Origin of the sequence: Rhodococcus sp. (in: high G+C Gram-positive bacteria), assembly GCF_049299235.1 — a bacterium.
Taxonomy (GTDB): Bacteria; Actinomycetota; Actinomycetes; order Mycobacteriales; family Mycobacteriaceae; genus Rhodococcus.
Window position 1 is genome coordinate 16,356 of sequence record NZ_JBAQXC010000104.1, and the last position, 18,597, is coordinate 34,952.

At 68.4% G+C, this 18,597-nt stretch carries 18 protein-coding genes; 3 read left to right on the forward strand and 15 right to left on the reverse strand.

Translation table 11 applies throughout. The features are described from left to right. Nucleotides 1-47 precede the first annotated feature (47 nt). The 6 genes from WAX14_RS06100 to WAX14_RS06125 all read right to left on the reverse strand — a co-directional run bounded on the left by WAX14_RS06100 (nt 48) and on the right by WAX14_RS06125 (nt 6,725). Complete coding sequence (locus tag WAX14_RS06100; protein WP_422627194.1) at nt 48-533, reverse strand: RDD family protein; 486 nt, start codon at nt 531-533, stop codon at nt 48-50. After that, complete coding sequence (locus WAX14_RS06105; RefSeq protein WP_422627195.1) at nt 530-1,246, reverse strand: hypothetical protein; 717 nt, start codon at nt 1,244-1,246, stop codon at nt 530-532. The genes WAX14_RS06100 and WAX14_RS06105 overlap by 4 nt, the downstream gene beginning before the upstream one ends. 57 nt (nt 1,247-1,303) lie before the next feature. After that, nucleotides 1,304-4,534 carry a helicase HerA domain-containing protein gene (locus WAX14_RS06110; protein ID WP_422627196.1) on the reverse strand — a complete coding sequence of 1,077 codons (3,231 nt, stop codon included), beginning with the start codon at nt 4,532-4,534 and terminating at the stop codon, nt 1,304-1,306. Further along, the gene (locus tag WAX14_RS06115) at nt 4,531-5,178 is read right to left on the reverse strand and encodes a hypothetical protein (protein WP_422627197.1); all 648 of its coding nucleotides are present in this window, start codon (nt 5,176-5,178) and stop codon (nt 4,531-4,533) included. Before WAX14_RS06115 ends, WAX14_RS06110 begins: the two co-directional genes overlap by 4 nt. After that, nucleotides 5,175-6,263, reverse strand: coding sequence for an endonuclease domain-containing protein (locus tag WAX14_RS06120; RefSeq protein ID WP_422627198.1), 1,089 nt, complete (start codon nt 6,261-6,263; stop codon nt 5,175-5,177). Before WAX14_RS06120 ends, WAX14_RS06115 begins: the two co-directional genes overlap by 4 nt. Nucleotides 6,264-6,356: 93 nt before the next feature. Continuing rightward, on the reverse strand, nt 6,357-6,725 hold the full coding sequence (locus WAX14_RS06125) for an STAS/SEC14 domain-containing protein (protein ID WP_422627199.1): 369 nt from the start codon (nt 6,723-6,725) through the stop codon (nt 6,357-6,359). Nucleotides 6,726-6,818: 93 nt separating this feature from the next. Here WAX14_RS06125 and WAX14_RS06130 point away from each other — a divergent pair, with 93 nt between their 5' ends. Together WAX14_RS06130 and WAX14_RS06135 are read left to right on the forward strand one after the other, a co-directional pair. Then, nucleotides 6,819-7,592, forward strand: a complete 774-nt coding sequence (locus WAX14_RS06130) for a sulfite exporter TauE/SafE family protein (protein ID WP_422627200.1) — start codon at nt 6,819-6,821, stop codon at nt 7,590-7,592. A 64-nt stretch (nt 7,593-7,656) separates the two neighbouring features. Next, entirely contained in the window at nt 7,657-8,415 is a 759-nt protein-coding gene (locus tag WAX14_RS06135) for an HAD-IIA family hydrolase (protein WP_422627212.1), read from the forward strand. A 100-nt stretch (nt 8,416-8,515) separates the two neighbouring features. On the opposite strand, the gene WAX14_RS06140 is transcribed toward WAX14_RS06135, so the two are convergent. The 9 genes from WAX14_RS06140 to WAX14_RS06180 all read right to left on the reverse strand — a co-directional run bounded on the left by WAX14_RS06140 (nt 8,516) and on the right by WAX14_RS06180 (nt 16,871). Next, nucleotides 8,516-9,271 carry an MspA family porin gene (locus WAX14_RS06140; protein ID WP_422627201.1) on the reverse strand — a complete coding sequence of 252 codons (756 nt, stop codon included), beginning with the start codon at nt 9,269-9,271 and terminating at the stop codon, nt 8,516-8,518. Nucleotides 9,272-9,335: 64 nt separating this feature from the next. Next, the gene (locus WAX14_RS06145; protein WP_422627202.1) at nt 9,336-10,100 is read right to left on the reverse strand and encodes an MspA family porin; all 765 of its coding nucleotides are present in this window, start codon (nt 10,098-10,100) and stop codon (nt 9,336-9,338) included. Nucleotides 10,101-10,560: 460 nt separating this feature from the next. Beyond that, nucleotides 10,561-11,901 carry a bifunctional adenosylcobinamide kinase/adenosylcobinamide-phosphate guanylyltransferase gene (gene cobU, locus WAX14_RS06150; RefSeq protein WP_422627203.1) on the reverse strand — a complete coding sequence of 447 codons (1,341 nt, stop codon included), beginning with the start codon at nt 11,899-11,901 and terminating at the stop codon, nt 10,561-10,563. A 50-nt stretch (nt 11,902-11,951) separates the two neighbouring features. Beyond that, nucleotides 11,952-12,686 carry an ABC transporter ATP-binding protein gene (locus tag WAX14_RS06155; protein ID WP_422627204.1) on the reverse strand — a complete coding sequence of 245 codons (735 nt, stop codon included), beginning with the start codon at nt 12,684-12,686 and terminating at the stop codon, nt 11,952-11,954. Further along, on the reverse strand, nt 12,683-13,711 hold the full coding sequence (locus WAX14_RS06160) for a FecCD family ABC transporter permease (RefSeq protein ID WP_422627205.1): 1,029 nt from the start codon (nt 13,709-13,711) through the stop codon (nt 12,683-12,685). Before WAX14_RS06160 ends, WAX14_RS06155 begins: the two co-directional genes overlap by 4 nt. Beyond that, a complete protein-coding gene (locus WAX14_RS06165; protein WP_422627206.1) occupies nt 13,708-14,673 on the reverse strand; it encodes an ABC transporter substrate-binding protein in 966 nt (321 codons plus the stop codon). The genes WAX14_RS06160 and WAX14_RS06165 overlap by 4 nt, the downstream gene beginning before the upstream one ends. An 88-nt stretch (nt 14,674-14,761) precedes the next feature. Next, entirely contained in the window at nt 14,762-15,985 is a 1,224-nt protein-coding gene (locus WAX14_RS06170; RefSeq protein ID WP_422627207.1) for an O-succinylhomoserine sulfhydrylase, read from the reverse strand. Further along, nucleotides 15,982-16,392, reverse strand: a complete 411-nt coding sequence (locus WAX14_RS06175; protein WP_422627208.1) for a rhodanese-like domain-containing protein — start codon at nt 16,390-16,392, stop codon at nt 15,982-15,984. Before WAX14_RS06175 ends, WAX14_RS06170 begins: the two co-directional genes overlap by 4 nt. Before the next feature lie 47 nt (nt 16,393-16,439). Then, entirely contained in the window at nt 16,440-16,871 is a 432-nt protein-coding gene (locus WAX14_RS06180) for a hypothetical protein (RefSeq protein ID WP_422627209.1), read from the reverse strand. Between the two features lie 291 nt (nt 16,872-17,162). Here WAX14_RS06180 and WAX14_RS06185 point away from each other — a divergent pair, with 291 nt between their 5' ends. Further along, the gene (locus WAX14_RS06185) at nt 17,163-18,560 is read left to right on the forward strand and encodes an FAD-dependent oxidoreductase (protein WP_422627210.1); all 1,398 of its coding nucleotides are present in this window, start codon (nt 17,163-17,165) and stop codon (nt 18,558-18,560) included. Nucleotides 18,561-18,597: the final 37 nt, after the last annotated feature.

Here is an 18,597-nt window from a genome sequence, read left to right on the forward strand (position 1 = left end):
CCTCGATCCGATTCGAGTATGACCGGAAAGGTGAACCGGCGGAGAGTTCAGCGTCCGTTGTGCGACTCGGCGAGTTGCGGATCGGGCAGCCAGTCGTAGACCACCAGTGTTCGCAACACGATGTCCTGCAGGGATCGTCGTCGCCGATCCGCGACCACGACCATCAACCCGACCGGGAACACCACGCAGAACGCGGCCCGCGCCGCGGCCCGCGGCCAGCCCATGAGCCTGCCGTCCCGGCCCACGACCCGCAGACCCATCACGACCGCGCCGACGGTACGGCCGGTCGTCGCCCAGCACCCCCCGAGGTACAGCACCGACAGGGCGCTACAGGTCGTCACCGACATGATGAACTGCACGTCGGGGAAGGCGAACTGCTGTGGCGAGAACAGCAACTGCAGCAGCACCCACGAAAGGTACAGCCCGCCCATGCCGGTGAGGACGACACCGAGATCCAGCAGCGCCGCGAGACCGCGAGTGACGATGCCGGCGGGCCGGTGTTCGACGATGCCTGCGGGCCGACGCTCGCTCATGCCTGTCCCTCCGGCATCCGGTCGGGGTGACGGCCGAGCATCCGGCCGACGAACCCGGACACCGCGTCGTCGGCACGCATGCCTTGAGTGCGGACCCCCTGGACGGCCTCCGTGGACATCGTCCCCGTCGATTCCCGGATGATCGCGGACAGGTCCACACCGTCGATCACCGTGTCGGCGAGGCCGATCAGGTCGACGCGGCCGATCACCGCGTCGACATTCACGCGGGCCGCGATCGCGTCGATGTCCACCCGATCCAGGATCGGCGCGATGTCGAGCCGGGCGGCGATCCCGTCGATGTCGACGCGGTCGAGGATGCGGTCGATGTCGATCCGCTCGGCGATCTTGTCGACGTCGACCCGGTCGATGATGTGGTCCACATCGACCCGGTCGACGATCCGGCCCACGTCGATGCCCTCGGCGACGGTGTCGAGGTCCACATGGTCACGGACCACCGCGGTGACGTCCACCTCCAGCAACGCCGCCTGCACAACCTTCCGCACGATCAGGCGCAGCAGCCGATCGGTGGCGGCATCGGCCGCGCGCAGCACGTCGTCGCCGCGTGATTCCAGGCCGTCCAGCGTCGGCGCGACACCCGGCAGGCGCCGGGCCAGGTCCACGCTCAGGCCCACCGCGCTCCCGACCGCACCGGCCAGCACCGCCGCGGCACCCGCGGCCAGGCGCACCGGATCCGCACTCTTGTCGACGTTCATACCCACATCAAAGACCCGAATCCGGCGAAATGCACGTGCCGGTTCGGCGCCCCGACACTACGGCGACGACCGGCGCGCGAGATCCAGGACTTCTTCCTCGGTGGGAGGGCTTTTCGGGTGGTAGGTCAGGCACAGCGGTGTCTGTGTCTTGCGGAACTCGGCGCCCTCGATCGCCGCGTAGAACTGACCGGCGGGCAGGCGGCCGATATCGGGTACCGTCCCGCCTTTCACCGCGGCCATCTCCTTCGCCGCATCGATCTGCGTCGGGCTGTTGAGCAACCCGTAGAACTGGGTGGCCGCGTTGCCCGGAATCCGGTTGTGCAGGCCTTTCGGGGCCTGCGTGGCGAACACGAGACCCAAACCGTATTTGCGTGCCTGCGATGCGAGCGCCAGTGTGCTCTGCGTGCATGCGGTGGTCTGGCCGGCCGGCGCGAACGTCTGCGCCTCGTCCATCACGAACAGACCACCCAGCGGACGATCACCGGCCGGGTTCTTCTTGATCCACGCGAACAACGCCATCTGCAGTTGGTTGACGAACCCCTGACGTTGCGCGTCCGACGGCAATCCCGACAGGTTCACCACCGACACCCGGGCCCGGTGGCCCGGCGACGGCGTCAACAGCACGCCCGGATCCACGGCGGTGCCTGCCCCACCGAACATCGGGTCGGTGGCCATCGCCGCCTTGAGGTTCTCGGCGAGGTCCGCGGCGATCTTCTCGGCGTTCTTGAGATTGCTGATGTCCTCCGGGAGTTCCTCCAGGAGTGCCACGAAATCGTCGAGCCCGCCGGACGATCCGCGACCGAAGTATTCCAGGGCCTGTTTGAGCACGGCCTGCGACCTGGCCGCGGCGGCGGTCCGTCCATCGGCCCGCGCCCTCGGCGCCAGGGCCGCGACGGCGGAGTCGATGGCGGCACCGAACTCGTCGCGGTCATCGACGACGCTCGAGAAGTCCGGCAGCGGCTGGAAGCTCAGCGGCTGTCCGTTGGATCGTCGCGGCGTCCACACCAGCACCTCGGTGTGCTCCAGATACTCCGCGGCCTTGGCTTCCTCGTCGGAGGTCCAGCCGCGCGAGGCGGGCGGCCACGCCGTGCCGAGGCGGGACAGGTCGTTGTTCGGGTCGAGGATGATCGCGGATACGCCCTGCAGCGCGCATTCCTCCACCAAGCGGCGGATGAGCACGGTCTTGCCCGATCCCGAGCCCGCGAAGATCGCCGTATGTTTGCGCAGCGCTTCGAGATTCACCCGAACCTGGGCGCCCCCGGCAACTTCCGTTCCCAGCGGAATCGACGGCGCCTCGTCATGATCGGGCACGTCTCGCTCCGGGTCGGGGTTCACGGTCGGTTCGGGGTTCACGGTCGGTTCGGGGCCCGGAACGACCGGCATCGCCCAGTCCGTGTCCGTGCCCGGCGCTGCCGGGTCTTCCACGACGGCACTCCGGGTGCCGGACCCGACATCCCCGAGCTCGACGTCCCCGAGTACCGCTCGGAACACGGACAACTCGTGCGCCGGCCGCCGAACGGTCAGCCATTCGTCCAGGTGGTCCGTGTTGTCGTCGAGCAAGGCGGCGAGCGCGGCGAGGGTTCGGATGTCGTCGATCGGCAGCGGCAGCGTTCGCCCGCCCGCGGCATCGAACGCCGCGACCGTCGCCTGCGTTTTCGCGCCGGCGGACCACGGAATGTTCCGTAGGACGACCAGTCGTCGCTGCGGCATTCCCTCGCTCAACCCGGCTGCGGTGCATGCTTTCTGAATCCGATTCATGGATGCGACCGCGCTCGGCGCCGATACCGCACGGAACGCCCAGTGCTCCTCGTCCTCGGTCACCGCGTCGAGGGTGCGCCTGAGTCGGGCATGCAGGGCCGGTTTCGTTCCCGGCAGCGGGTCGCGTTGGAACACACCGTCCGGCGCACCGGTCTCCCGAATCCACGCGTCGAGTCCGGCGGCGAGCAGTACCGGCACCACGGAATCCTCCGTGTCGGGCGTGATAGATTCTTCTGCTGCAACAGATTTCAGATCGACGAAGCGGGCATCGAGCGCGGCCAGACCTGGTCCGGCTACCGGCTCGGCGGGCACAGCCCGCACCGCGTCGCCCGACCCGCCGAGGTCCGTCAACTCGTCCGCGGTGCCGCGGTCGAGGCAGCGCCGGATATGTGCGTCCACCTTCTGCAGCAGTATCCGCGGGGTGATGTCCGGGGCGCCCGCGATCGCGGCCTCCGAGACCGGCCAGGTGGGATAGGGGGGATGAAATCCGGCCGCACCGTAGGCCGGCCGGAACCTGTTCTCCAACAGCGCCCGTGCGATATCCGGCGTCGGCAATCCCTTCAGGACCGGTCCGACCCGGAATCGGTCCCGAACGGTGGCGGTGGCATGGTCCTCGACGAGCATCCACGTGTTCGACGTACAGGACACCACGGGCACGGTCCGCTTCAGTGTCTCGCGCAGCGACATCAGTCCGTGCGCCACATCCTCGAGTACCGGATCCGACGACGCCGTCCTATCGCCCATCTTTCGCTGCGACGGCGCGAGGAGCGTGTCGATCTGATCCACCGCCAGAACCGACGGCCCCGTCGCCGCGAGCAGCAGCGAGATGTCGCGCACGATTTCCTGCGGCACCGCGACGGCCGGGCCGACGCCCCATCGGGTGCGTTCGCCGGGCGCCATCTCCGGCGAGGACAGCAGGAACGATTCGCCGATGTCCTGGAGGTCGAGGTCGGTGGCGGTGTAGAGCACCAATGCCCGTGCGGTGCGGCGGCATTGCCGCATGAGGTCGGGATGTGCCTTCGCCAGTGCGGTGATGAAGGCGTCGAGCACGGACCGGTCGACGGGAGCATCACCGACGATCGCGCGGCGCTGCGCCCGGGTGACGTGCGCGATGGTGGCGAGCCGCCACAGCAGCAGCCTGAGCTGGGTTCCGTGTTCGGGTGCGGGACGCCCCAGATTCTCCAGCATCCCGACCGCGGTCGACCGCCAGAAATCCGATGCGTCGATGAACTTGATCAGGAAGAAATAGCCGTCCTCGCTCTGCACCCGCTCCCGCACGTGGCCGAGCAGGTGGGTTTTCCCTGCCCCCGCCGGCCCGCGCACGACCACCCCGATCGGGCTCGCCACGGCGCCACTGCGCGCGTCGTCGAAGGCACTCATCACGGTGGCGATCGCTTTGTCGTGCAACCCCGGCACGTGCAGGCCGTCCTGCGGCTGCCACACGTCGTCCCCGGTCGGTGCCCACGACAACCGGATCGCGGCGAGTGCGCGGCGTTCCTCGTCGGTCGCCTGCTGTGCGAGTCCGGTCATGGTGCCTCTATCGCGATGGCGTGGTTGTCCCGATACCCGATCACCACCGCGGCAGCGCGGTCCTGTTCGGTGAGTGCCTTCTGATTCTCCTCGGGGACGAGAACGACGTCGGGCAGTCGGTACATGCGCACAAGTTCGCCGTCGAGGTCGGTGCGCGAGACATCCGCCAGCACCTCACGCAGGTCGGTCAGGCTCACCCACGCGCCCGGTCGCGCAGCCAATTGCGTATATGCGGCGCGGACACGGCCTTCGACCGTCGCGGACGATCGTGGCACTTCCGGTGCCGAACCGGTCGTGTCGATCGGCAGGAACACGTCGGCGGGGCGCAGGTCGGTGCGGTCGAAGTAGCGCCTGAGCGCCGCGAGCAACGTGTACAACGTCCGCCCGTACGGGCCCGCCTTCGGCGGCGCCTCGGCGCCGATCTCCTGGTAGCAGCGCGCCCATCCCTTGTCCGCGAGCACGTGGGTGTATGGGCGTGCGCTGGTGTCGGTATCCACCAGTCCCAGCCGGTTCAGTTTGGTCCGGCTCTGCGCCCGCAGTTCCGGTCCGAAGTTCTTCAGTTCGGGGTTCGGTACCGGTCGCGACTCGGCCATCAACGTGAGCAGCACGAGGACCTCGCTCGCCGTCAGATCGTCCGTACTCACTGCGCTCCACCCTCCGTCATCACCGACATGGTTGTTTCCGTCTCGCGTCGCCGACCGCGGACACACCGTTCGATGGCTGCGACGACCGACCGGACATCGCCGATAACCTGCTCGTTGGTGAACCGCAGCACCGCGTACCCGTCGAGTTGCAACTGCACATCGCGTTGCCGATCGGCAGCGTACTTGGCGGGTGCCCGATGGTCGTCGCCGTCCACCTCCACGGCACATCGGGCGTCCGGCCACAGCAGGTCGGCCCGGATCGGCGCGCGCAGCGGATGCGGATGATAGTGCGTGTTCCACAATCCGCCGTGGGCCCACTCGCAGTCCGCCAGCGCCGCCGCCAGTGTCTTCTCCGCCGCGCTGCCCGGGTGCGGGCGGCCGGCCGGCGCCGGATACCGCAACCCGGCGTCTTCGGGGGCCCCGCGCGTCGGCGGTGTCTCCTCGACCGTCCGGGGTGGCCGCGAACGTACCGTCACCGTCGCGAACCGGTCGACCGCGGGAATCGCCGACGACGCGATCGCCATCCCCATCCGGCCGTGATCTGCCAGCCATTCACAGGAGGCCGCGAGCGCCTGCTGGTCCCCTTCGGGCAGGTCCGCCGGGGCGGTGACGACGAGTGCGGCGTGTGGTCGCCGAAAGCTGTCCGCCAGTACACGGGCCAGACCGGCCGCACGTGTCTCGCGGGCGAAGCGGCCCGGTTCGGTCCGGGTGCCACGCACCGCGGCCTCCGCGAGGTCGGCCAGGAACGGCCCGAAGTGGCGGGTGCCTGCCGCCAACCGACGGGCGAGGGTCCGGGCCGCGCGGACGTCGGGCAGGTTTCGTCCGTCGATGTCATCGCCGCCGGCCAACCAGATCGGGAAAAGTTGCACGGCGGCGACCTCGAGTTCGTCGAGGATCGCCTCGACGATGTGCGACGCGGTGTCCGTCGCGCCGACGTGGCAGGCCAGCAGTGCCGGAGCGTCGGCGGGCAGCGGATCGAGTTCGGCCGCCACATCGTCGTAGCCTGCGATGTCCACACAGAAGGTGCGGCCGGGGGCAAGTTGTGTGAACCACCGGTCCGGGGCGGCCGGAATCTGTCGCACCATGCGCAGACTTTATCGTCGGGGCATTCACCCGTGCCGACGGACCCCGCGTGCCGACGGACCCCGCGTGGCAACGCGGGCCGCCGGGCTCTGGTATCAGTCGCTGCGTTCGGCCGCCCAGGCGATCGCGTCGGACAATGCCGAAACGGGGAACCGCTTGAACGCACCCGGCGTCATCCACCCGAACAGGGAGGTGACCGTGACCATCCAGTCCAGGTCGGTGACCAGCGCGATCCGCTCCCAGTGGGCGAGATGCTCGATACCGAGCTTCATGTCGTCCCAGGCCGCTCCCGCGGACACTCCGTCGAACTTCTCGAACACCAGCACGATCCGGATCTCGTCGCCGCGATCGCAGACGTCCTGCACGGCGGGAATCAGCACGGTCTCGTAGTCGGCGGCTTCGATTCGGCCCACCGCCTCGAAACCGATGACGCCGGCGGGTAACTCTCGGATCGGTTCGAGCATGGAATCACGGTACCGCGACCGCCCCGGAGCCGGTGGCCGAAGCGCGCAGACGCACGGAACGAACGCCGATGGTCGATACGTAGACTTTCCGCGGTGACTGCGTTCGAACTGTTCCTCGTCGCCCTGGCCGGTCTCGGTGCCGGCGCGATCAACGCCCTGGTCGGCTCCGGCACCCTCATCACCTTCCCGACACTGGTGGCGTTCGGGTTGCCGCCCGTGACGGCAACGATGTCGAATGCGGTCGGGCTCGTCGCCGGCGGTGTGTCGAGCACGTGGGGATACCGGCGCGAACTGCGCGGGCAGTGGCCGCGGTTGCGGTGGCAGATTCCCGCCTCGCTGACCGGGGCGGTGCTCGGATCGTGGCTGCTGCTGCACCTGCCGGAGTCGGCGTTCGAAACGATCGTTCCGGTCCTCATGGTGCTCGCGCTGACCCTCGTCGTGTTGCAACCGAAACTGCAGAAGTGGGTGCTGAAACGGTCGGGCGACACCACCGACGACCACATCGGCCCGGTGCGGATGACACTTCTGGTTGCCGGCACCTTCGCGGTCGGCGTCTACGGCGGCTATTTCACTGCGGCACAGGGCATTCTACTCATGGGGTTGTTCGGCGCTCTCCTACACGACAACATCCAGCGGCAGAATGCCGCGAAGAACCTGCTGTCCTTGTTGGTGAACATCGTCGCGGCCACCGCCTACACCCTCGTCGCGTTCGATCGGATCGACTGGACCGTCGCCGGTCTCATCGCCGTCGGATCGTTGATCGGCGGTGCACTCGGCTCACGCTACGGCAGGCGCCTGTCCCCGAGCGCGTTGCGCGCTGTCATCGTCGTCGTCGGTCTGATCGGGCTGTACCGCCTGCTCGCGTGACGAGTGAGAAAATGGGGTGATGAGTACACCCGAGGTCACCACCGCCCCTACCTGGGCCTATCTGATGGACATGGACGGAGTGCTCGTCCACGAGGATTCGCTGGTTCCCGGCGCGGACGCCTTCCTCGACGAATTACGTTCCAACGGAACACCGTTCATGGTCCTGACCAACAACTCGATCCGCACGCCCCGCGACCTTCGCGCTCGGCTGCTGCGCACCGGCCTGGACATCCCGGAGGAATCGATCTGGACGTCCGCCCTCGCGACCGCGACATTCCTCGCGAACCAACGCCCGGAAGGCACCGCGTATGTGGTCGGCGAATCGGGCTTGACGACGGCGCTGCACGACATCGGATACGTGCTCACCGACCGCGACCCCGACTATGTGGTGCTCGGGGAGACCCGCACGTACTCGTTCGAGGCGATCACCACGGCGATCCGGCTCGTCGAGCGCGGCGCACGGTTCATCGCCACCAATCCCGACCCGACCGGCCCGTCACTCGAGGGGTCCCTGCCTGCGACCGGCGCGGTGGCGGCGCTGATCACCCGGGCCACGGGCCGCGAACCCTATTTCGTGGGTAAACCGAACGCGCTCATGATGCGGTCCGCCCTGCGGGCCATCGGCGCGCATTCGGCCTCGACCGTCATGATCGGCGACCGGATGGACACCGACATCGTGGCGGGTCTCGAAGCGGGCCTGCAGACGCTGCTCGTGCTCACCGGGATCTCGACGCGCACGTCGGTGGAGCTGTACCCGTTCCGTCCCACCCGCGTCATCGACTCGGTCGCGGATCTGGTGGGCCGCACCGCGAATCCGTTCTGACGTCGCCTTCCGGCCCCCACCGGGCCGGAAGGCGACAACGCCCCGCCGCCGAGAGGATGAGGCTCTCGGAAGCGGGGCCGGCTACCTGTCGGGGTGCCTGTCAGCCGAGGCTGAAGGGCTGTCCCCACAGGGTGACCTGCTGGATTGCGGTCGCGGTGTTGACCGTGACCTTCACGAAGCTTCGGGCCTGGGCGTAACCGGCGCAGCCGGAGATGCCGATGGTCGAGTCGGCCCAGGTGACGCTACCCTCGGTTGCCTGCGTGACCATCGAGAACGGGCGGAAGACCCGCTCACCGAAGGAGTTCTCCTGCTCCACGGAGAGCACGTAGAACTGGCTGGTCTTGCCCGGGGACAGGGTGATTCCGACGTTGGCACTCACTCCGCCGGAGCCGCTGCTGGTGTTGGAACCGGCAGCAACCACCGCATCTCCCGCGGGAGGCGTGTCGACGAGGGTGGTGGTCGAACTCGCACCCGCCGACGCGTTCGCCCCGGCGCCTGCGCTACCGGCGATGTCCACCTGGCAGCCGACCACGTAACCGGGCATGATGCGGAAGTAGCTGACGTCCTTGGCTCCGGCGCCCGACAGCGTGACCTGCGACGACCCGGACACCCACACGTTGCGGTGGACGGGGGTGGAGCCCATCGAGGGGTTGATGTTGGCCGACTCGCCCGTGGTGGAGACCGTGACGACGACGTCGCCCGGGAGAGTCTCGGTGATCGAGCCCTCTTGCAGGGGAATGAAGGTATCGGCGTTGGCGGCGCCGGCGGAGGCGAAGCCGATCGCGACGGCGACGGTGGCGCCGACGCCGACCGCGCGGAGACCGCGGCGCAGGCCCTTGGTGATGCTGGTCTTCATGTCATCTCTCTCGAGTTCGTAGCTCGCGTGAGCGAGAATTCAGGCAGGGTCTGGTGCGGACGAATCAGCCGATGCTGAACGGCTGGCCGTACAGGGTGGTCTTGACGTAGTCCTTGCCCACGACCTCGAGGACGGTGTAGGAACGGGCCTGCGCGTAGCCACCGCAACCCATGGTGCTCAGTTCCGAATCCTGATACTGGATCGTGTATTCGGTGTCCTTCTTCGTGATGTTCTTACCTTCGAGGTGCACGAAGGCCACCTGTCCGGGCTGCAGTGGGACGGCGAAGGAAGCCGACGGGCTGACCGCGCCGGAGGACGTTCCCGTGCCGATGGCAGTACCCGCGGGGCCCGCGGCGGCACCGACCACGAGTTCGGTCAGCGAGGAGAGCACGTTGGTGCTGAAGTTGATGCCCAGGTTGCCCTTGAGGCCCGAGATGTCGACCTGGCAGCCCACGATGTAGCCGGTGTTGATGCGCGAAACACCGTGCGTCGACGAGTTGTTGGTGCCGTTCAAGGGCGAGGTGCTGCCGTCGGACTTCCCCGGCTCGGACGGGACGTCGACGTTGACTTGTGCAGTCACCTTGCCGGACACCCAGGCGACGCGGTTGGTCGGGTTCGCGGCCATGGACGGCGAGATGAGCGCGCTCTCCTCGGTCCGGGTCACGGTGGCCTTGTCACCCGGGGCCACGATCTGTCCGTCGGGCAGCGGAACGAAGGAGTCGGCGTTCGCTGCACCCGCAGACAGGAACCCCAGGGCGACAGCCGCGGCGGCGGCGACGCTGCCGATCCGGGCGCCGCGACGCAGACCGGACGTGTACGTCTTGCTCAATTGGTACCCCTACTCAGGTGTGTGCGGTGCCCGCCCTCGCAGGGGGCACGGTCGAGCAGGCCGATCTCTGGGCAGCAGAAATCGACTTGGTAGATGTGACAGTGGATGCGAAGTCCGAATACCCCTCCCGAACAAGGGGTTTCATCGTGCACTCGACTGCTCGCCCCGAAGGGCACTGTGGCCGTTCACAACGCTCCAGCCTCAGTTCGTGACGAACGATAACACGAGCTGTGAGCAGAGCCACTAACCAGTGGGATGGAGTGATCCAGATCACCATTCGAGGGGATTTCACCACGAATCTGTGGGTCGCATTCGGCGGCGGAACCCTCCATCACCGGGCCAGAATCCGCCTCCGATAGCGGCATTCATCCAGCAATGCGCGATCGATCAAGCAAAATTCACCAATGGTGACACACCACAAGTGGCATGAACATGTCCCGTCGGGTTGCAGACAGATCCGTCAACGGAGTCGCAGCGGGATACCCGCCACGACGAGACTCACCGAATCCGAGTTCTCCGCGACCCTCGCGTTGAGCCGACCGAGCAAATCCCGGAACAGCCGCCCCGACGCACTGGCCGGGACCACCCCGCTGCCCACCTCGTTGCTCACCGCCACAACCGGCACCACGCAGCGAGCCCAGGCCGTCAGCAACTCCTCGACGTCCCGCTCGACCGCCGCGAGATCCCCGCCCGTCCACACCTCGTGCAGATCGAGGCGCGCGGTGAGCCACGTGCCGAGACAATCCACGAGCAGAGGTTCGGTGGCCGACCGCAGAACCCCGGCGACATCGGATGTCTCTACGGTGGACCACGATCCGGGCCGACGTTCGCGATGCAGCGCGACCCGCTGCGCCCACTCGGCATCCCCCTCGCGGGTGCCGCCCGTCGCCACGTAGGTGACCGAGGGGCAGGGTTCGAGCAACTGTTCGGCATACCGGGACTTCCCGGACCGGACACCGCCGAGAATCAACGTCGTGCGCCCGCCACCGTTCGACGTCGCACCCACACCGATCACCTCACCGTCGTATCCCGCCCGCGCACCGCACTCGGCCAACCGGCGGCGGACCTGCGCGATCGGAGGGTTGTGATGGCCGAGATGCACTGCGATCACGTCGGTGCCGTCACCGACCGCACCGCAGGCCCGCAACGCGGCCACGGTATCCGCGAACGCCGCGAGCGTATGGTGATCGTCGCCGAGATCCGCACGGTCACCGAAGGTTTCCTCGAGAAATACCGCGTCGAACGCGGCACCGTGCACCGCGTCGAACCAGGATTCCGGCAGCGGACCGGTGTCGCACGCCCACAGGATCCGGGCACAGGAGGGACCGGCGACGTCGTAGAGGACGGCATCGCCGTCGTCGAATACCCGGTGCCGCGCCCCGAGCACCCGAATCCGATAGCCGCCGACGTTCAGTGCGTCCCCCGCGGCCACGGGCACGAACCGCACCGGATCTCCGGGGCCGACCCACGGGCGACACGCATCGATCGCCGCGGCCGGCCCGACGACGTCGATGTCGAACCCGGCCTCGGCCCACGAGCGGAACAGCAGTGCCTGCGGTCCCAGGTGATCGACGTGGGCGTGGGTGAGCAGAATGTGCCGGACCCCGGCCAGGTTCCGCCCGTGCCGCAGCGCGGCGCGCGGAGCCTCGGGTCCGCACTCGAGGAGCAGCACGTCGTCGATCAGCGCCGCGGTCTGCCCGCGGATCTCGCCGCGTCGCGTCGCGTCGTCGCACGAGGCACACGTGCAGAACGGGTTGGGCCATCCGTCGGCGGCCCCAGTACCGAGCAGCACGATCTCCATCAGTTCTCCTTCACCGGACCACGAAGCGGAAGGACAGCGAATCCTCCTGGTCAGTCCAGTATTTCGACCCTCGCCCCGTAGACGTCACCGACGCGCTCCGGGGTCAGCACCTCGCCGGGTGTCCCGTCGGCGACGACACGTCCGGCGTCGAGCAGCACCAGTCGCTCACCGTACTGCGCGGCGGACGTGAGGTCGTGCATCGCGGCAAGCACGGTGAGGCCGCCGGCGCGGCGCAACGAATCGATCAGATCGAGCACCTGCTGCTGGTGGCCGATGTCGAGTGCGCTGGTCGGCTCGTCCAGCAGCAGCACCTCCGGCTGCTGGGCGAGGGCGCGCCCCAGCACCACCCGCTGCAGTTCCCCGCCGGACAGTTCGGTCGCCGGCCGGGATGCGAGCGCCCCCAGGTCGAGCCGGTCGATCACCGAGTCGACGACACCGCGATCGCCCGCCGCACCGGACGCGAATCGCGCGAGGTGCGGGGTCCGGCCGAGTTCGACCAGTTCACGAACCGTCACCCCCTCCGGGACGACGGGACGTTGCGGCATCAGCGCGACCACCCGGGCGATCGCGCGACGCCCCGCCGTACCGGGCGACAGACCCCCGATGGTCACGTCACCGGACGACGGAACCAGCCCGGCCATCGCATGCAGCAAGGTCGTCTTCCCGGCCCCGTTCGGCCCGAGAATGGAAACCCACTCCCCTTGCTGCACAACGAGGTCCACCGAATCGACGACCCGAACTCCCACGCGTTCGACGCTGACGCCCCGGCACCGCACCGCGATCACGCGACCCCCCGGCTCCGGCGGAGAACGATCAGGAAGAAGGGCGCCCCGATCGCTGCGGTGACCACCCCGATGGGCAGTTCCGCCGGGGACATCACGGTGCGCGCGGCGACGTCGGCGAGCACCAGGAACGCCGCACCCACCATCAGGGTCAACGGAAGCAGCAGCCGATGCCCGGGCCCGGCGAGCAACCGGACCGCGTGCGGCACCACGATCCCGACGAACCCGATGAGACCGCTGACGCTGACGACCGCGGCGGTCCCCAGCGTCGCGACACCCACCAGCACGAGGCGCACCCGCGACGGATGCACCCCGAGACTGGCCGCTTCGACATCGCCGACGGCCATCACGTCGAGGGTGCGGCGGTAGAGCAGGATCACCGCCGTCGACACCGCCACGTACGGCAACACCACCAGCACGTCGGACCAGCCGTCGGTGCCGAGCCGACCGAGCAGCCACGTGTAGACCTGCCGGAGACTGTCGTCGGACAGTTGCTGCGCGAACGTCTGCGCGGCATTGGCGAACGCGGCGACCGCGACACCGGCGAGGATGATCACCACCTCGGAGCGGGCCCCGCCGACCGTGCGTCCCAGCAGATAGGTGGCGGCGACGGCGAGCAGACCCCCGACGAACGCGGCGACGGGCACACCCACCATCGCGAGGACACCGCCGAAGGCGATCGCGAGGGTCGCGCCGAGGCCGGCGCCGCTCGAGACACCGAGCAGATAGGGGTCGGCGAGCGGATTGCGGAACACCCCCTGATAGGCGGCGCCCGCGATCGCGAGCATCGCACCGACCAGCGCCCCCAACACCACGCGCGGCATGCGGATGTTCCACAGGATCGCCTGCTGACGTGTGGTCAGTCCGCTGTCGACGTCGACGAAGGGCACCGCATCGAGCAGTTCGAGCAGCACACCGCGCACGGTCAGCCCCGCGGGCCCGACGAGGACACCGACGAGCAGTGCGGCGACGAGCACGAGCGCGGCCCCGCCGAGCAGCAGCACCCGGCGCCGCGGCGCCGAGATCACGGTGTGGGGTGCACGGCGGGTACTGCGGCCGCTGTCGCGGCCAGGTCGCGGAGGAGATCCACCACGCGCGGACCCCAGCGGCTCGCGATGTCCTCGTCGAGCACGTGGATGCGACCGTCCCGGACTGCGGTCAGCTCTCCCCAGCCGGCGCGCGCCGCGACCGTCTCGGGAGTGACGCCGCAGCACTGGCTGTCCGCCAGGAAGATCACGTCGGGGTCCGATTCGAGGATGTACTCGGCGGACAGTTGCGGATACGCGTCGGCACCGGTCGCGATCGACCGGAAGCCAGCGAGCCCGTACAGGTATCCGAGGAAGGTGTCGTCGGTGATGCTGTAGAAGGTGTCGTCGAGTTCGTGATAGTAGCTCAGCGGCTGGTCCCGTTCCGGCACGGTCGCGAGGATCTGGTCGATGTCGCCGCGCATCGTCGCGGCCAGTTCCACGGCGTCGCCGAGGTGCCCGGTGGCGGCTCCGACCTGCTCGATCTGGGTATAGATGTCGTCGAGGGTGGCGGGGGCGGGCAGCAGCAGGGTCGGCACTCCGGCCTGGGCGAGACCGGCGACGACGTCGCCGTTGTCGTCGGTGGCGAGAACCAGGTCCGGTTCGTATCCGAGGATCGCCTCGACGTTGGGGGTGTAGCCGGACAGGTCGGTGACCGGGGCCTGCGGCGGATAGTTGGATCGGTCGTCGACCGCGACGACCTGGTCCCCGGCGCCGACGGCGAAGAGCATCTCGGTGGTGGTCGGTGCGAGCGAGACGATCGCGTCGGGCTGCGCGTCGACGGTGACGGCACGATCACCGGACCCGACGGTGACCGGGAACGTTCCGTCACCCGCGGGTGCCGGGCCGCCGGTGTCGGCACCGGTGTCCTCCGCGCTGCTGCACGACGTCACCATCACGGCCACCGCCGCGATCGTGGCCCCGATCATCCGACGCAAGTGAAACCTGGTGGTGGGCACAGTCATCCTCCGTTCCGGAGGACGAAAACGGTACGGCCGCAACGAGTATTCATCGCGGCACCGCACCGCCCTTCGTCCGGGGACCAGTACTTGTCTAGTTCAGCGCCTGCGCGAGATCCTCGAGGAGGTCCTGCGGGTCCTCCAGGCCCACCGACAGCCGCACCACACCGTCGGCCAAGCCGATGGCCGCCCGGCCTTCGGGGCCCATCGCGCGGTGCGTCGTCGTCGCGGGGTGCGTGACGAGCGACTTGGCATCCCCGAGGTTGTTGGAGATGTCGACGATCCGCAACTTGTTGAGCAGTTCGAACGCCTTCTTCTTGCCGTCGCCCTCGGCGGCGGCGAGTTCGAAGGTGATGACGGTTCCGCCGCCGCTCATCTGCGACCGGGCCAGGTCGTACTGCGGGTGCGATTCCAGATAGGGATACTTGACCCAACTCACCGCGTCCTGCGCCTCGAGGAAACGTGCGAGTTCGAGCGCCGTGTCCACCGAGCGCTGCACACGCAGCGGCATCGTCTCCAGGCCCTTGAGCAACGTCCACGCGTTGAACGGGCTCAACGCCGGACCGGTGTGACGGATGAGTTGCTGCACGGGACCGTCGATGTAGTCCTTCGGACCGAGGATCGCGCCGCCGAGGACCCGCCCCTGGCCGTCGATGTGCTTGGTGCCCGAGTACACGACGATGTCGGCGCCGAGGTCGAGGCTGCGCTGCAGCAACGGTGTGGCGAACACGTTGTCCAGCACCACCTTCGCGCCGGCCGCGTGCGCCATCTCGGAGACCGTACGGACGTCGACGAGCGTCTGCATCGGATTCGACGGTGTTTCGAAGAACACCGCGGTGGTCGGGACGGACAGTGCCTGTTCCCACTGGTCGAGGTCTTCACCGTCGACGAACACGGTCTCCACACCCCACCGGGGCAGGATCTCGTTGCACACCACGAAGCACGAACCGAACAGGCTGCGCGCCGCGACGAGCCGGTCGCCCTTGCCGAGCAGCGCGGCGAGCGCGGTGAACACCGCGGACATACCGCTGGCGGTGGCGTACGCGCCTTCGGCGCCGTCGAGCAGCCGTAGCCGCTCCTCGAACATCTTCACGGTCGGGTTGCCGTACCGCGAGTAGACGAAGTGGTCGACCTCGCCGGTGAACGCCTGTTCGGCTGCCTCGGCGGATTCGTACACGAACCCGGAGTTGAGGTACAGCGCCTCGGACGTCTCCTCGAACCCGGACCGCAGGATGCCGCCCCGAACCCCGAGGGTGGCCGGCCGCACCGAATCGGGCAGCGGCCGCGAGAACGCGCCACCCTGAGGAATCGAGCTCACGACTGCCTCCACGGCAGGCCCGCCGCCCGCCAGCCCTCGGCACCCCGGTGTCCGGCGGCGTCGAGGGCACCTTCGAATCCTTCGAGAACGTTGTAGGACGGGGCCAGACCGGCGGCGGTCGCCGCGACGGCGGCCCCGATGGAGCGCTGCCCCGAGCGACACAGGAAGATCACCGGTCCGCCGTCGATGCCCGCCGCGCGCAGTTCGTCCACGAATCGGACATTGGGCGTCCCGGTCGGATAGCCGACCCATTCGACGAAGACGGTGCGGCGCCCGATGGACGAGGTCTCGGGGACCCCGACGTACTTCCATTCGGCGTCGGTGCGCACATCGACGAGCACGGCTTCCGGGTTTTCCTGCAGCAGCTCCCAGGCTTGCTGCGGCGTGATATCACCTGCGTAGCTCACCGCACCAGCTTTCCACAGCCGCGAAGACCGCGACGAGTCGGGCAGTATCACGCGGTGCAGATCCGCCAGTTGCCGTCCACCCGGGTCAGCGACCACAGGCTCCGCTCCTGTGCGCCGTCGGCGGTGGTGCGCACTTCGACGCGGCTGCGGTCGCCGTCGATGTCGGCGGTGCCGACGTCGTCGAGTCGCACCTCCCCGTCGACGTCGGCGAGCGGTGCCTGATCGGCGGGCAGTTCGGCGCAGCGCAGCCGCGCCAGGGTGTCTCCGTCGTCGGCGTTGTGCGCCTGGACGTAGGTGTCGACGGTCCTGGACACCAGGTCGGCGTCGCTCGGGGGCTCGCCGGACGACCCGAAGACCTGCCCGAGCACGATGAAGACGATGACCACGACGATGATGGCCAGCGCCCCGAGGAACGGGGCGGCGGTGCCACGTTCCGATTCGTCGGGGTCCGGTTCGGGTGCGGGTCGTGTATCTGCCATGCCCCGATCCTAGGTGGGTTCCGGTTGCCGCCGGTCGGAGCGTATTTGCCCCGATAAACCCTCTCGAGGTAGGAATTGCTCATGGCCTCTGCACACCTCGTTCGGCGTCTCGCCGTCGATCTCTGTCGTGTGTCTGCCCATATGTGTTGTCGCTGAGGCGATTCCCCATCCAGCAGCATTGCCTGCGCCCTCGCCGCCCGTCCGTTGCGGCACGGTCTCGGCCCACCAGAGGGCATCCTAATTTAAGCTGGTCCACGTCCGTCCGTTCTCCGAAGAGGTAGTTGACCGCAGATGACTGATCAGACTCGTCCCCTTCGCGTCGCGATAGTCGGTGCCGGTCCCGCCGGTATCTACGCCGCCGACGCACTCATGAAGTCCGACACTGCGCAGGAACCCGGGGTCAGCATCGACCTGTTCGAACGCATGCCGGCCCCGTTCGGCCTCATCCGCTACGGCGTCGCACCGGACCACCCCCGCATCAAGGGCATCATCACCGCCCTGCACAAGGTCCTCGACAAGCCGCAGGTCCGCCTCCTCGGCAACCTCGACTACGGCACCGACTTCACCCTCGAAGACCTGCAACGGTTCTACGACGCGGTGATCTTCTCCACCGGCGCCAACGCCGACCGGGCACTGACCATCCCCGGCATCGACCTCGACGGCAGCTACGGCGCCGCCGACTTCGTGTCCTGGTACGACGGCCACCCCGACGTCCCCCGCGACTGGCCCCTGCACGCCGAGAAGGTCGCCGTGCTCGGCGTCGGCAACGTCGCCCTCGACATCGCCCGCGTCCTCGCCAAGACCGGCGACGAACTGCTCCCCACCGAAATCCCCCCGAACGTCTACGACGGCCTCCGGCAGAACAAGGCCACCGAAGTACACGTCTTCGGCCGCCGCGGCCCCGCCCAAGCCAAGTTCACCCCACTCGAACTACGCGAACTCGACCACTCCCCCACCATCGAGGTCATCGTCGACCCCGAGGACATCGAATACGACGAGGGCTCGGAAGCGGCACGCCGCAACTCCAAGCAGGTCGACATGGTCGCCAACACCCTCCAGGACTGGGCCATCCGCGACGTGGGCGACCGCCCGCACAAGCTGTTCCTGCACTTCTTCGAATCCCCCACCGAGGTGCTCGGCGAGGACGGCACGGTCGTCGGCCTGCGCACCGAACGCACCGAACTCGACGGCACCGGCAACGTCCGCGGCACCGGCACCTTCAACGACTGGGAGGTCCAGGCCGTCTACCGCGCCGTCGGCTACCTGTCGCAGAACATCGCGCAGCTGCCGTTCGACGACCAGGCCGGCACCGTCCCCAACGAGGCTGGCCGTGTCGTCGCCGACGAGACGATCGAAGGCCACGACCGGTTCCTGCCGAACACCTACGTCACCGGCTGGATCAAACGCGGCCCGGTCGGCCTCATCGGCCACACCAAGGGCGACGCGAACGAGACGGTCGCGAACCTGCTCGAGGACTACACGAAGGGCCGCCTCGCGGCTCCGGCCGAACCCGAACTCGATGCCGTCGTCGCGTTCCTCGACAGCAAGGAGCTGCCGTACACGACGTGGCAGGGCTGGTACCGCCTCGACGCCCACGAACGCAGCCTCGGTGAGGCCGAAGGCCGCGAACGGGTGAAGGTCGTCGAACGCGGCGACATGTTCCGCGCGTCGGAACCCCACAAGGGCTGACCGACCGGTTCCTTCCGAGCGAGCGGTACACCCAGTC

Bases quoted from the DNA above. Each gene is read 5' to 3' on its own strand.
- WAX14_RS06100 (WP_422627194.1), bottom strand. From the start codon at position 533: ATGAGCGAGCGTCGGCCCGCAGGCATCGTCGAACACCGGCCCGCCGGC.
- WAX14_RS06105 (WP_422627195.1), bottom strand. From the start codon at position 1,246: ATGAACGTCGACAAGAGTGCGGATCCGGTGCGCCTGGCCGCGGGTGCC.
- WAX14_RS06110 (WP_422627196.1), bottom strand. From the start codon at position 4,534: ATGACCGGACTCGCACAGCAGGCGACCGACGAGGAACGCCGCGCACTC.
- WAX14_RS06120 (WP_422627198.1), bottom strand. From the start codon at position 6,263: ATGGTGCGACAGATTCCGGCCGCCCCGGACCGGTGGTTCACACAACTT.
- WAX14_RS06125 (WP_422627199.1), bottom strand. From the start codon at position 6,725: ATGCTCGAACCGATCCGAGAGTTACCCGCCGGCGTCATCGGTTTCGAG.
- WAX14_RS06135 (WP_422627212.1), top strand. From the start codon at position 7,657: ATGGACATGGACGGAGTGCTCGTCCACGAGGATTCGCTGGTTCCCGGC.
- WAX14_RS06140 (WP_422627201.1), bottom strand. From the start codon at position 9,271: ATGAAGACCAGCATCACCAAGGGCCTGCGCCGCGGTCTCCGCGCGGTC.
- cobU (WP_422627203.1), bottom strand. From the start codon at position 11,901: ATGGAGATCGTGCTGCTCGGTACTGGGGCCGCCGACGGATGGCCCAAC.
- WAX14_RS06165 (WP_422627206.1), bottom strand. From the start codon at position 14,673: ATGACTGTGCCCACCACCAGGTTTCACTTGCGTCGGATGATCGGGGCC.
- WAX14_RS06180 (WP_422627209.1), bottom strand. From the start codon at position 16,871: ATGGCAGATACACGACCCGCACCCGAACCGGACCCCGACGAATCGGAA.
- WAX14_RS06185 (WP_422627210.1), top strand. From the start codon at position 17,163: ATGACTGATCAGACTCGTCCCCTTCGCGTCGCGATAGTCGGTGCCGGT.